We start from the raw sequence: 13100 nt of genomic DNA on the forward strand, positions 1-13100 counted from the left end.
ATTAAAACTTGGGGCAGGCCTGCCCCAATTGACCAATCAGCAGTTCCACAAAGTGGGTTTTAAAAGGGACTTTACTGCGGGTGTCAAACCAGTCGCCATTGGAATATTGATAATGAAACCCGCCTGATTTCGCAGCCAGCCACAGCTCGTGGTTGGCCACCTGGCTGTTCAATATCATCTTGCCTTTGTCTTCAAAATCAAGGGTTAATACATTGCCCGAGCGCATTGAATCTGCATCAAGGTCAAGCGTATCGACCAAGGATTCAATATACTCTTCTACTTGAACCAAGGTGGCATCCACCACGGCCTGGAATTCTGTATCTGTCATGAAAAAATCACCTCTAAGAACATTGGCTATTGTCACCCTGTTTGCGCTGGGCTTGAATGCGTGTGGCCAACGCGGGCCACTTTATTTGCCCGAGCCACCGGCCCCCTTGCCAAAGCCTGCTGGCTACGACAAACCTGAACAAGAACAAAACCGCTAAACCTTCAATTTTCGAGCAAATTTTACCGTGCAAAACAATTCAGTGAAGCCCAGCGACCTCAACCCTCACTTGCAGTTTGACGCAGCCAGTGGCGAACTTCAATTCGAAAGCACAGAGCTTTCAGGCTTGGCGCAGGAATTTGGTACTCCTTTGTATGTGTACTCCGCCACCTCCATCAAATCCGCTTATCGCGCCTATGCCAGCGCCTGCCAGGGTTTGGCCCAGGTCACGATTTGCTACGCGGTCAAAGCGAACTCGAATATCCACATTCTGAAATTGCTGGCCCAAGAAGGCGCCGGATTCGACATCGTGTCTGCCGGTGAGTTGGCGCGTGTCATTGCGGCCGGTGGTGCCCCCGAAAAAGCAGTGTTTGCGGGCGTAGGCAAATCCACCCAAGAGATCGAATACGCACTCGAGCAAGGTGTGGGGTGCTTCAACGTCGAATCTGAAGCGGAAATGCAACGTGTGGCTCAAGTGGCAGAAAAAATGCAACGCATCGCCAACGTATCGCTGCGGGTCAACCCAGACGTGGATGCAAAAACCCACCCCTACATTTCCACAGGCCTGAAAGAGAACAAATTCGGCGTCTCCATGAATGCAGCCAAACGGGTATACCAGTTTGCCAATGCGCACCCTTGGTTGAACGTTCATGGCATTGATTGTCATATTGGCTCGCAGCTGACCGACGCCAGCCCTTACTTTGATGCGCTTGACCGGGTGCTGGCACTGCTAGACCAGCTGGCGCTGGAGAGCATCGAAATACACCACCTCGACTTGGGCGGCGGTATCGGCATTCGTTATCTTGATGAAACACCACCCACACCGGCTGAAGTACTGCCAAAACTGATTGCCAAAGTGAAAAGCTGGGCCCAATCCAAGGGTCGTAGCATGCCAACCTTGTCATTCGAACCAGGCCGCTCCATTGTAGGCAATGCGGGTGTGCTGCTCACCCAGGTGGAATTCCTGAAAGAAAACGAGGGCAAGCACTTCGCAATTGTCGATGCCGCCATGAATGACCTGATGCGCCCCGCCATGTACAAGGCTTTTCACGGCGTGGTGGCTGTGCAGAACAACCCCCATGCCGCGGCACAAGAATATGATGTAGTGGGCCCGGTTTGCGAATCGGGCGACTGGCTGGCCAAAAACCGTACCCTGGCCATTGAACAAGGCGACTACCTGGCCATTCTGTCAGCAGGTGCCTATGGTCAGACCATGGCATCGAACTACAACAGTCGCGGCCGTGCTGCCGAAGTCCTCGTGGAAAACGGGAAGGTCACATTGATTCGTCGCCGCGAAACCATCGAAGATCAGCTGCGCCCTGAACTCGACGTTTAACCGCGCTCAATGCCTGGTTTTTCAGTGCATAAAAAAAGCCCCGATTCAAAAGAACCGGGGCTTTTTTGCAACAGGAAACAGTGATTACAGCTCGCCGTAGGAGTGCAAACCAGACAAGAACATATTCACACCCAGGAAAGCAAAGCCTGTCACCAGCAAGCCCACCAAAGCCCAATACGAGGCAACCACACCACGCAAGCCCTTCACCAAACGCATGTGCAACCAGGCTGCATAGTTCAACCACACCACCAGCGCCCAGGTTTCCTTGGGGTCCCACTGCCAGTACGCACCCCAGGCTTCAGCCGCCCACAGCGCGCCCAAAATGGTTGCCACGGTAAAGAATGCAAAGCCCACAGCAATGGACTTGTACATCACATCATCCAGCACTTCCAGTGAAGGCAGGGCATCCGCAATTCGCCGGCGGGCCAACAAAATAGCCCCCACCACCGCACAACCAATACCCAAGTACAAGGCCCAGTAAATTGAAATACCCTCAGTGCGAAATACCATGGGCTCCAGGAACATCAACACACCCAGAATACCGGTGGGAATCAGCGCCTTGATGCTCGGGGCATGCGCATACACTTTCAACAGGTAAGCAAACGCAACCATGGTTGCGATCGAGAAGGTGCCATAACCGATGAAATTGGCTGGCACATGAATCTTCATCCACCAGCTTTGCAGTGCCGGCACCAAAGGCTGAATCGCGTAAGCCTGACGCTCAACACCGTACCAGGCCAAAAAGCCCACGGCTGCAACCACCACCAGCATCACAAAAGCACCCAACTGGCGTGTTTTGTAAACTTGCTCGTAGAACAGGTAATACATCGCTGTAATCAAGGAAAACAGCACAAAAACTTCGTACAGGTTTGACACCGGAATATGACCGACATCTGGTCCAATCAAGTAGCTTTCATACCAGCGAATAAACATGCCGGCAAAGCCCATTACCACGGCACCCCAAGTCAGGGCAGTGCCTACGAAACTGGCTGTTGGCGAACGGCCCACCAGGCCTATCCAATAGGCCACGGTAGCCACCACAAACATCACGCCCATCCACAAGATTGCAGACTGGCTAGACAGCAGGTATTTCAGGAAAAACTTTTGTTCGGCCGCTGCCAAATCACCGCCATAGCTTGAAATCGCCAACAGGCTTAAACCCGCAACGGTCAAAATCAACCACTTGAGCGAACCCCAACGGTAAGCCATGTAAGCAACCACCGGCACACAACTCCACAATATGCTGATTTCATAGACATCCATGAAACTGTGGTACTGCTGCGAGGCATAACCCGCTGCGGCCATCAACAAGGCTGCAAACGCAAAATCGCTCCAATGAAATGATTTCGAAAACCAACCTGCTTTCTTGGTGGGCAAGCTTGGCTTCTCACCTGCAGGCGTTTGGTTAATCCAGGTCGAACTCATACTGCATCTCCTGCCGGGGCTGTTTTAGGCGCAGCCCTGCTGTTCAATTCATTTACAAACTGCTCGTACTCTTTCTCAAAATCCATGGTCTTTCGAGTTGTGGACATGCCCATCATGACTCTTGAGCCCACCTCATCCTGGGTCACCCAGAAAAATGCCCGGCGCTCTCGAATGTAGAACATCGAAAATACCCCGATGCACAAAAACAAACAACCCAAATAAACAATCCATTGCCCCGGCGCCTTGGCCAACTGAAACACGCTGGCTTTCACCTCATCAAACTGATCCAGCTGAAACATCACTGGCGCGCCATACAGCGACAAGTCGGACAGGGCGATTTGCGCATCTTGTACAAAACGACCATGCACTTCATCGGGCACTGCGGGTGGCAAGCTGGCTGTAGTACGGGAAAGCTGATAAACCTCCCACATTGCACCCTGCAACAGGCGAATAATTACATCACTGGCCTTTTCCCGCTCACCTTCGGGCACCGTGCTTTCAATAAACTGGGCAATGGCAGGCAAACCCGACAACGCATTGTTCAAGCCAGCAAACCGCTCCAAGGCACGTTGAGCACTATCGGCCACACTGGCCACCAGTGGGGCGGAGTCGGGTCGATCACCAAATGCCTGTTGTGCAAACCGCTGTGCAGCCGTTCTTCGAATCTCATCGCTCTGAAGCGCAGCACGGAAACGCATAAACCCTTCTAACTGACCGTTGTCGTCTACCGGAATCCGAAGGTATTTGAACCCATCTGCGGGGGTTTCACGTACCCCTGCCAAGTAGTAACGGCCACCATCCAGATTAATCGGCAACATGTAGTTGTGAAACTCGCGCGCTTGCCCAGCCTGATCACGCAACTTGTAGGTAATGCTGGGACCGATGTTCGTAAACTTGGTTTTGGCGTCTTCTTTCATGCCAGGACCCAACACACTGGCCAGGTTCGTCTCGAATGGTGACAATGCATCGGCATTGCCCAGTGCCAAATCATCCACGCTCACTTGGTCGGCGTTGTCGACAGGCAAAGCCTCTACGTTAATGGATTTGAACGCAGTGAACTCCACTTTCAAATCCCGGCTCGGCTCGCCCTGCAGCTGGCTCAAGTCTCGGCCTCCGCCTACCACTCCGTCCAGATCAAAGCGGTAATCACGCTCGCCAGTCAGCGGAATGCCTTTCAATTGAACCTTGGTGCCGCCGTCGTCAAAACTCGACTGGTAAACCGTTACGCCTTTGTAAATCAACGGTTTATTCACTTCAATGGTGGCTTCGAAACGTTCTTGGGTGTCAGGATCAAAAACCTCCACATCGCTGGCAAACAACTTGGGCATGCCTGTGCTGTAAAAATCGATTCGAAACTCTTTCAAGGTTAATTCGAAGGGCAGGTCTTGCACCAACAAACCATCATCGGTGTTCAGCACGGCAACCCGGCTGGTTTCACCTTCTGGCAGCAGCAAGTTGGCTCGATAACTGGGGTTCGATTCCGCCAGGCGCGCCTTGTCCGGAATACCCGATGCAATCTCCGACCCTGTCACCGGGGTTTTTCCCGTTGCCCATACAGCCACCTGCAAAGGAACTCCGCTGTCGAGCAAACCACCAATACAAATCACAATGATTGACAAATGGGCCGCAATGTAACCAAACCGGTTCGCGCTGCCTGCTTTGGCGGCAACCATGGTGCCGTTATCGCGCACAGACTGCTTCACTTTGAAGCCCTTGTGTTCCAGCCACTCCGTGATAACGCCCGGCAGAGTATCCGGCTTTTCGTGAAAACGGCCTTCCCAACGATGTGCAAATGCTTTCAGGCTGTTCTCGCGAATATTCTCACGATAAACCCGCATTTCCTTGATCATTTTTGGCGTGTTGCGGTACACGCACAAGGAAGTGGACGTCACCAAAAACGCCATCACGGCGATGAACCAAGGCGCATTGTAAATGCGGAACAAACCCATGGGCTCGAAAAACGAGGCCCAGAAAGGTCCAAACTGGTTAACGTAATTCACCCAGGGATCAGCCTGCCCCACCACCGTACCAATCGCTGAAGCGATACATATCAGGGTCAGCAGGCTGATGGCAAAGCGCATGGAACCAAACAGCTCCATCACACTGACCCAAAACGACTGCTTACCCATTTTTGGTGGGTTCAAATTGTTTGCAATGTCCCCTGAACTACTCACACGATTCCCCGTTATTGACTCTCTGCACTTCTTTGACTCTTGCCCATGTCGAAAAAAAAGGGGCTACCTTTAGCCCCTTTTTTGACCGACGATTGCATCAAATGTTCAACGCAAACCTGCAATATAGTCAGACACGGCTTTCATTTCTTTACCTGACATTTTGGTTGCAATTGCACTCATTTGCTCGCTGTTGTTGCGTACACCATCACGGAAAGCCACCAACTGGCTCTCGGTGTATTGCGCATGCTGGCCGCCCAAGCGAGGATACTGCGCAGGAATACCAGCACCGTTGGGGCTGTGACATCCCGCACAAGCAGGAATCTTTTTCTCGGCAATTCCGCCACGGTAAATCTGTTCACCCAAGGCCAAGGTGTCTTTGTTCTTTGCTGAACCCAGAGTCTGCTTTTGCGCCTCCAGGTACGCGGACACGTTTTTCATGTCGTCATCGGACAAGCCTGCAGCGAAGCCAGCCATGATCGCGTTTTCGCGCAAGGGCTTCTCGCCATCCTTGCCAGATTTAAAGTTCACAAGTTGCTTGTACAGGTACTCCGCATGCTGACCGGCAATTTTGGGATAGATCGGCGCGGAAGCGTTGCCGTCAGCACCGTGGCAGGCCACGCACTGTTGCATGATTTCCTTGCCTTTGGCCAAGTCGGGCTTGAACACTTTTACAGGGCCGGCAGCCTGGGTCACAGACATTGAAAACATCAAAGCGGCAAACAGAGAACTCAGTTTAAGCGTCGTCAGCTTGTTCAGCATGGTCAAACCCATCAAAAAGTGCATCAAAAAATAGTGCGGTGATCTCAAAAACTTCGCTCGGCGCAAGTCAACAAAAGCATTGCCCCAACAAACAAAGGCGCGCAACCACAGCAAAGTTTTCACAAACCCTAGATTATAACCACTCAAGCGGCTGTCTTGCATCTAAAATGTGCGCATGACAATCAATTTCCACAACACGCATTTCGAGATCTCCGCATCTCGCATGGTCGAATGCCCGGGCGCCAGCGTCCCCGAGATCGTATTTGCAGGGCGTTCCAACGCCGGCAAGTCCACGGCCATCAATACTCTGTGCAAGCAACGTCAACTGGCCTATGCCAGTAAAATGCCCGGCCGCACGCAGCTTCTCAACTTTTTCCATGTTATCGAGCAGGCGGAACCCATCGCCAGGCTGGTTGACCTACCGGGCTATGGCTTTGCCCAACTGGCACAAACAAGTCAAAGCGTGTGGGACAAAGAACTGGGTAGCTACCTGGCTGACCGGCCAAGTTTGGTGGGCACGGTACTGATCGTAGACTGCCGTCGCGGCCTGCTTGAGCTTGACTATGCGCTAATCAAATGGGTAGGACATCGCCAGTTACCGGTGCACATCCTGCTGTCCAAAGCTGACAAATTCAATCGTCAGGAACAAGTGCTTGCTTTGCGCGCAACCCAGAAGGCGCTCGACCCTTATCGGGTCAATGGCCACGAAATCACTGTTCAACTTTGGTCCGCACTGAAAAAAATCGGTATGGTTGAACTGGAAACGCAACTATCGAACTGGGTCCGCCCACCCGAAGCAAATCCCGAAACAGAAACACCCACGCCATGACCCAACACCTTTATCACCGTCCTCGTCGCCTGCGCAGAACCGATGCACTGCGTCGTCTGGTCTCTGAACACACGCTAAGCGCAGCTGATTTTATTTATCCCGTGTTCGTGATACCCGGAAACAACAAACGCGAAGTCGTGGCCTCCATGCCCGGCGTAGAACGCCTTTCGCTCGACCTGTTGTTTGCCAAAGCCGAACAATGCCTGGAATTGGGTGTTCCAGTCATGGCCCTGTTTCCGGTGATTGAAACCGAGAAAAAAACCGCCGACGGCTTTGAAGCCACCAACCCCGAAGGTTTGGTGCCACATGCCGTGCGTGAACTGAAAAAGCGGTTTCCTGAACTGATGTTGCTCACGGATGTCGCACTCGACCCTTTCACCAGTCACGGCCAGGATGGCCTGATTGACGACAACGGCTATGTGCTGAACGACGAAACTGTCGAAGTACTCCAGATGCAAGCCTTGGTGCAAGCGCAAGCTGGTGTCGACATCGTCGCTCCCAGTGACATGATGGACGGTCGCATTGGCGCAATTCGTGAAACGCTTGAAGCGAACCGGTGCATACACACCAGCATCATGGCCTACTCAGCAAAATATGCGTCTGCTTTTTACGGCCCCTTCCGCGATGCAGTGGGCTCCAGCAGCAACCTGGGCAAGGGCAACAAAAAGGTGTATCAAATGAACCCGGCCAACAGCAACGAAGCACTGCTGGAAGTGGGAATGGATCTGGACGAAGGTGCCGACATGGTCATGGTCAAACCCGGCATGCCCTACCTCGACATTCTGTGGCGCGTGAAAGAAAAATTCGCGCGCCCAACCTTTGCCTATCAAGTCAGTGGCGAGTACGCCATGATCAAAGCGGCCGCGCAGAATGGCTGGCTCGATGAAAAGGCGGTCATGCTCGAATCTTTGCTCGCCTTCAAGCGCGCTGGCGCCGATGGCATACTCACCTACTTCGCACTCGACGCCGCACAGCTGCTTAAAAAAGGGTAAAGCACATGGGAATCTGGACGCATCTGACTCAAGACACAATCAAAAAGTTAAGTGATGCGCCCAGCAGGCTGCCCGAATCCGGATTTCTGTGGCTCGACACGCAACTTGACGAGGAACTTGCCTGGCTGCCGTCCGTAGAACCCTTGCTCGGCTTCAAACTAGACGAACTGCACCTCGAAGACCTGGGCAACATTTTTCACCCCAGCCATTTCGACATCGGAGACGGCTACAACATCCTGATTATTCGATCCCTGTCCAGCAAACCCCTGTTTGACGAACACAATCGGCTCAGCATCAAAACCCGTCCGGTGTTTTTCGTGATCACCCCAAAACTGTTGATCACGTACCGTCCAAAAGACAGCCGTACTTTCGCGATGGCTCGCCAGTTTGTGGACAGCACACCCAAGAAAACGCTCGATGAAATAGAGATTTTCCTGAAGTTCAAACGCGCCCCAGCCAGCACAGATGAGCTGATGATCCAATTGGTGAGCAACCTTGTCGACCGTTTTATGGAAACACGAATTGAAATTTCAGAACAACTGGATCGCTGGCAACGCGATTTGTTGAACCCGCGTAAGCGTTTTCAGGACTGGAATGCCCTGCTGGCTGCACGCAACGAAATGAACCGACTAGAGTCTGTGGCACAAGACCAGCGTGATGCACTCACAGACTGGCAGGATGAGCAGGAGCGGGAGGGACCGATGGCCGCCTCTTTGCAAGTAAACGCCCGGGATACACTTGAACACCTTGAACGAGTGGTCAGCCTTACGCGGCGGCTGGGCTCCAACACAGAGACAGCGGTGCAGTTGCACTTTTCAGCCACCGCTCACAAAACCAATGAAATTGTCACCGTGCTGACCATGTTGACGGCCTTGTTCATGCCACTTACTTTGATCAGCGGCATTTTTGGCATGAACTTCGAGGAGACTCCCCTTCTGAAAAACCCAAATGGATTCTGGATCAGCGTAGGACTCATGGCATTGTCCAGCGTCATTTCCATCGCACTGATTTTATGGATCAAAGGACGAAATCACCTCGGAAAGCCCTGAAACCCCAGTCGGAATTACAAACCCAGGTTGGGTCGGATCTGACTCAAGGTTTCGTCAAATCGCTTCGCATTCTGAAAGCCAATCACTTGGTGAATTGACTCCGTCTTTCCGGCCGGAAAAAACAAAATTGCGGGCGGTCCAAACAGACTGTATCGCTTCAACAAAGTCTGATCACCTGCAGTGTTGTCTGTCACATCCACCTGAACCAAACGAATACCTTTCAACTTTTCTTTCACCGTCGCGTCAGTCAAGGTGAACAACTCAAACTCTTTACAACTCACACACCAGTCTGCGTAAAAATCGAGCATGACCGGTTGCGGACTCGTGGATATCAAGGTCACAACGTCTTCACTGGCCACCTTTTCAAAGGCGGGTTTGCCAGCGATTGAATTACTCACTGCGCTCTCGGCAGCCCCTCTTGGCTGCCCATTCAAGCCTGCCAGGGGCTGAAGCAAGCTTCCAGACCCGGAAAACAGTCCCATCAGATAAATCAAAGCCAAAAGCGTGAACAACAAGCCGAACGTCTTGCTGATTACTTTGCCTCGTGAACCCATGGTCGCCATACTACTTGCACCATGAAACAAGGCCGCGGCGGTCATGCAAGCCAGCAAAGCCCACATGGCCATCACCAACCACACCGGCGTCACCGGCGTAATCGTCCACACCGCAACTGCCAGCAACACAAAACCGAAAGCCGCCGAAACCCAACTCATCCAGGCACCCGCTTTGGGCAAGGCAGCACCTGCACCAGCTGCAAACAACACCAATGGCAAACCCATCCCCAAGGCCAGCAGAAACAAAGCTGCACCACCCAATACCGCATCACCGGTTTGACCGATATACAACAATGCCCCAGCCAATGGCGGTGCTACACACGGGCCCAACAACAATGCCGACAACACACCCATGACCAAAACCGGAATGAATTGCCCGCCCTTCAGGCGACCGGTTTTCTCTTGTAACCACCCCTGAAAACTGGCGGGCAGTTGCAATGAATACCCCATCAACAAGGCAACACCCAGCAAAGCCAACACGCCACCAAATGCCCAAAGCACAGGCGGCTGTTGCATGGCCATCACCAGGCTTTGCCCAGTCAGACCAGCCAGCACGCCCAACAAGGCATAGGTCAGTGCCATACCCAGCACATACACCAACGCCAAGGCCATCGGCCTGGCCTTGCCCTCGCTGTTACCACCCGCCTGTTGTCCAACCACCAGGCTGCTCACTATCGGCAACATCGGCAAGGTGCAGGGTGTAAATGCCAACAACAAACCCAAACCAAAAAATACCGGGAGCACAACCAGCCACGACTGTGCCGCCAGCCTGCTCGCCAAGTCACCCGCCTCATCCGCCGGCAAACCGACTCTCGACTGACTGCTGTTGCCGGCCGGCGAATCAGGTTTCTGGCCAAAAAACGCACCAACACCACCACCCAAGACCCCACCCAGCAACCCTCGCTCCTGAAAAACCACGGGGGTAGTCATGGGCGGGTAGCACAAGCCAGCGTCAGCACAACCCTGCGAAATCATTACAGCCTTGGCCATATCCACAGGGTTATCGCCCAATCCGTATCGAATCTGAAACGCCATCTCACCGCGAAGCGCCTCAATTTCCTGATTCAGAAACTCATCAAACTTGCGATCACCACGTGGCAACTCCACAAATTCAAATACAGGCAAATTCATCGGGTTTTCAAGCGCAAATCGCTCCCGATACAAGTAGTACTCCGGTGCCACTTTGGCACGAACATCAAGCAGGCAGTTTTCCACACACGCAGGATCGTGCACAGTCAGTGTGAATTGAAAAGCCTCCTCAGGAGGCAAGAAATCATTGGCTCGGGCTTGGCTAAGCCCTATCCACACAACAGCGCACAACAAAAACGCCATTGATATAAAACGCATTGCTCGCTCACTCATGCCCTACTCCCGCTCCACTGGCAGCAATCCAGTCCAGGTAAGCTGAATGTCCATCAGCAATCGGAAACATGATCAATTCCGGCACTTCATAGCTGTGCAAACGCGGCAAAGCCATCTTCAATTCTTCACACTGTGATTCAGAACACTTCATCATCAAAATCCATTCCGTGGTCTGTTCGACCTTGCCTTGCCAGGAGTACACGGATTCCACCGGCCCCACAATATTCACGCAAACTACCAACTGTTTTTCCACCAAACTACGCGCCATTAAAGACGCACGCTCTTTTGAGTCCGTCGTCGTGTAAGCCGCCCAACAGCGTTTCGCTTGATTTTTCATGCGCCTTTCCGCTTAAACCGGCGTTCAGTCAAAAACATGGCCAACCCAACACCCAACATGGCATAGACAGTCATTTGGGCCAAAAGTGCCGGCAACAAACTGAAATCGCGAGCGTAAATACCCCTCAGGGCATCCACCACGACAGACAAAGGCATGAAGTCCGCCACCACCCTTAACCATTCGGGCAACTGCGCCCTGGGAAAGAATGCACCCGATAAAAAAGTCATGGGCGTGACCACCAGGGTGAAATAGAACATGAAGAAGTCATAACTGGGTGCCCTTGCATTAATACAAAGCCCAAATCCCGCGAACATCAGGCAGGCCAGGATCAGCACCAGCCACGACAACACCCAAAACTGCAGATCACCAATACCCAATAGCGCCACAATCAAAAGCATCGCACCAGTACTAATCAAGCCTTTGCTGGCGGCCCAGGTACACTCGCCCAAAACCACCTCACGCAGACGCACTGGCGTGTTCATAATGACTTGCCAGGTTTTCTGGGTGTGCATACGGGAAAAGGCAGAATACAAAGCCTCGAATGTGGGTGCATTCATGGCGCTGATACAAACAGCCCCCACAGCCAAATAATTAAGATACGGCATACCGCCGACGTCGGGCAGCATTGAGCCCAAACCCAAACCAAAGGCCATCAATGCCATCACCGGGTCGACCACATTGCCCAGCAACGATGGAAGCGCAAGCTTTCGCCAAACCATAAAGTTTCGACGCCACACATGAAAAACCGCATGAAAATTAATCATCACGCAAGGCCCTGCCAGTCAAACTAAAGAACACGTCTTCCAGATTTCCCGGACGATAAATATAATCCACATCGGCCTGTGGGGAATGCTTGAGTGCCTCCAGCATCTCGTCTGCCTTTTCATTTCTAAAATAAAAAGTTTCACCACGTTGTTCAATCGGCGCATCGTGAGACCCCATAATCTGGGAAACACAACGCGCAGCGCCCGTGCCCCACAACTCCAGTACAGCGTGGCCTACTACATTGCGAATCAAGGTGAGTGGTTTGTCGCAGGCAACAATATTGCCGTGGTCCAGCACCGCCACCCGATCGGCAAGACGCTGTGCCTCATCCATATAATGGGTCGTCAAAAACATTGCCATGCCCTGACGCTTTAAATCGACCAAACGATCCCAAATGACATGCTTGGCCTGCGGATCCAGTCCGGTGGTCGGTTCATCCAGAAACAGAACCTTGGGCTGATTAATCAGGGCACGAGCCAGCATTAAACGCCTGCGCATTCCACCCGACAAAGTCGCCACTGAATCATTTCTGCGATTAACCAGTTGCGCAAAACTCAACAAAGCTTCGGCACGCTCCCTTAATCTGCTTCCGTGCAAACCGAAGTAACGGCCAAAAACCAACAGGTTCTCAAACACTGTGAAGTCAGGGTCCAGCGCATCGTACTGCGGCACGACACCCACTTCCTGCCGAGCGATATGCCCTTTCTGTGGCAGCCCCTGACCCAGCAAACTGACAGTACCAACATCGGCCTCAGCCAAGCCCAATGCCAAGGCGATCGTAGTCGACTTTCCAGCGCCGTTAGGGCCCAACAAGGCAACGCACTCACCAGCACTCAGCGAAAAATCCAACCCGTTCAGTACTGTGCGTCCACCATAGGTTTTCCGCACGCCGCTTAAATTCAATACAGTAGAACCAGTCACTTACCGACATCCTTAACAACTGTAACAATCGCGCTGTTCCAGCATGGAAAACAAAAAAGCCGCGCCAGCATAAGCTAACACGGCTTTCTTGCAACTGATTGTAGCGTAAGCAT

12 protein-coding genes and 1 pseudogene are annotated in these 13100 nt (G+C 52.6%); 5 read left to right on the plus strand and 8 right to left on the minus strand.

All coding sequences use genetic code 11. The annotated features are described in order from the left end of the window. Position 1: 1 nt before the first annotated feature. Complete coding sequence (gene cyaY / locus P0D43_RS01350) at positions 2 to 328, minus strand: iron donor protein CyaY (protein WP_394673060.1); 327 nt, start codon at positions 326 to 328, stop codon at positions 2 to 4. Here cyaY and P0D43_RS01355 point away from each other — a divergent pair. Both P0D43_RS01355 and lysA read left to right on the plus strand, forming a co-directional pair. Next, positions 327 to 434 (plus strand): annotated as a pseudogene (locus P0D43_RS01355) (lipoprotein); the annotation flags it as partial. The gene cyaY and the pseudogene P0D43_RS01355 overlap by 2 nt on opposite strands. A 78-nt stretch (positions 435 to 512) precedes the next feature. Further along, positions 513 to 1820: a diaminopimelate decarboxylase gene (gene lysA / locus P0D43_RS01360; protein ID WP_159569012.1), complete on the plus strand. Its 1308-nt coding sequence runs from the start codon at positions 513 to 515 to the stop codon at positions 1818 to 1820. Between the two features lie 84 nt (positions 1821 to 1904). Here lysA and ccsB read toward each other — a convergent pair whose 3' ends face one another. The 3 genes from ccsB to P0D43_RS01375 all read right to left on the minus strand — a co-directional run bounded on the left by ccsB (position 1905) and on the right by P0D43_RS01375 (position 6202). Beyond that, positions 1905 to 3245 carry a c-type cytochrome biogenesis protein CcsB gene (gene ccsB, locus P0D43_RS01365; RefSeq protein WP_394673061.1) on the minus strand — a complete coding sequence of 447 codons (1341 nt, stop codon included), beginning with the start codon at positions 3243 to 3245 and terminating at the stop codon, positions 1905 to 1907. Continuing rightward, a complete protein-coding gene (locus tag P0D43_RS01370) occupies positions 3242 to 5419 on the minus strand; it encodes a cytochrome c biogenesis protein ResB (RefSeq protein WP_394673062.1) in 2178 nt (725 codons plus the stop codon). The genes ccsB and P0D43_RS01370 overlap by 4 nt, the downstream gene beginning before the upstream one ends. A 105-nt stretch (positions 5420 to 5524) precedes the next feature. Beyond that, on the minus strand, positions 5525 to 6202 hold the full coding sequence (locus tag P0D43_RS01375) for a c-type cytochrome (RefSeq protein ID WP_394673063.1): 678 nt from the start codon (positions 6200 to 6202) through the stop codon (positions 5525 to 5527). A 151-nt stretch (positions 6203 to 6353) separates the two neighbouring features. On the opposite strand from P0D43_RS01375, the gene yihA reads away from it, so the two are divergent. The 3 genes from yihA to P0D43_RS01390 are packed head-to-tail and all read left to right on the plus strand — an operon-like array spanning position 6354 to position 9048. Beyond that, entirely contained in the window at positions 6354 to 7007 is a 654-nt protein-coding gene (gene yihA, locus P0D43_RS01380; RefSeq protein ID WP_394673064.1) for a ribosome biogenesis GTP-binding protein YihA/YsxC, read from the plus strand. Further along, positions 7004 to 7999: a porphobilinogen synthase gene (hemB, locus tag P0D43_RS01385; protein ID WP_159569015.1), complete on the plus strand. Its 996-nt coding sequence runs from the start codon at positions 7004 to 7006 to the stop codon at positions 7997 to 7999. Before yihA ends, hemB begins: the two co-directional genes overlap by 4 nt. Before the next feature lie 5 nt (positions 8000 to 8004). Beyond that, on the plus strand, positions 8005 to 9048 hold the full coding sequence (locus P0D43_RS01390) for a magnesium transporter CorA family protein (RefSeq protein ID WP_394673065.1): 1044 nt from the start codon (positions 8005 to 8007) through the stop codon (positions 9046 to 9048). A 14-nt stretch (positions 9049 to 9062) separates the two neighbouring features. On the opposite strand, the gene dsbD is transcribed toward P0D43_RS01390, so the two are convergent. The 4 genes from dsbD to P0D43_RS01410 are packed head-to-tail and all read right to left on the minus strand — an operon-like array spanning position 9063 to position 12987. After that, on the minus strand, positions 9063 to 10964 hold the full coding sequence (gene dsbD, locus P0D43_RS01395) for a protein-disulfide reductase DsbD (RefSeq protein WP_159569017.1): 1902 nt from the start codon (positions 10962 to 10964) through the stop codon (positions 9063 to 9065). Further along, positions 10957 to 11301, minus strand: coding sequence for a divalent-cation tolerance protein CutA (gene cutA / locus P0D43_RS01400; RefSeq protein WP_394673066.1), 345 nt, complete (start codon positions 11299 to 11301; stop codon positions 10957 to 10959). The genes dsbD and cutA overlap by 8 nt, the downstream gene beginning before the upstream one ends. Further along, on the minus strand, positions 11298 to 12065 hold the full coding sequence (locus P0D43_RS01405) for an ABC transporter permease (RefSeq protein ID WP_159569019.1): 768 nt from the start codon (positions 12063 to 12065) through the stop codon (positions 11298 to 11300). The genes cutA and P0D43_RS01405 overlap by 4 nt, the downstream gene beginning before the upstream one ends. Next, complete coding sequence (locus P0D43_RS01410; RefSeq protein ID WP_159569020.1) at positions 12058 to 12987, minus strand: ATP-binding cassette domain-containing protein; 930 nt, start codon at positions 12985 to 12987, stop codon at positions 12058 to 12060. Before P0D43_RS01410 ends, P0D43_RS01405 begins: the two co-directional genes overlap by 8 nt. Positions 12988 to 13100: the final 113 nt, after the last annotated feature.

This window comes from Limnobacter sp. (assembly GCF_043511195.1).
Lineage (GTDB): Bacteria > Pseudomonadota > Gammaproteobacteria > Burkholderiales > Burkholderiaceae_B > Limnobacter.

Coding starts and splice junctions, on each gene's coding strand:
- yihA (WP_394673064.1), top strand. CDS start 6,354: ATGACAATCAATTTCCACAACACGCATTTCGAGATCTCCGCATCTCGC.
- dsbD (WP_159569017.1), bottom strand. CDS start 10,964: ATGAGTGAGCGAGCAATGCGTTTTATATCAATGGCGTTTTTGTTGTGC.
- P0D43_RS01405 (WP_159569019.1), bottom strand. CDS start 12,065: ATGATTAATTTTCATGCGGTTTTTCATGTGTGGCGTCGAAACTTTATG.
- ccsB (WP_394673061.1), bottom strand. CDS start 3,245: ATGAGTTCGACCTGGATTAACCAAACGCCTGCAGGTGAGAAGCCAAGC.
- cutA (WP_394673066.1), bottom strand. CDS start 11,301: ATGAAAAATCAAGCGAAACGCTGTTGGGCGGCTTACACGACGACGGAC.
- cyaY (WP_394673060.1), bottom strand. CDS start 328: ATGACAGATACAGAATTCCAGGCCGTGGTGGATGCCACCTTGGTTCAA.
- P0D43_RS01390 (WP_394673065.1), top strand. CDS start 8,005: ATGGGAATCTGGACGCATCTGACTCAAGACACAATCAAAAAGTTAAGT.
- P0D43_RS01375 (WP_394673063.1), bottom strand. CDS start 6,202: ATGCACTTTTTGATGGGTTTGACCATGCTGAACAAGCTGACGACGCTT.
- hemB (WP_159569015.1), top strand. CDS start 7,004: ATGACCCAACACCTTTATCACCGTCCTCGTCGCCTGCGCAGAACCGAT.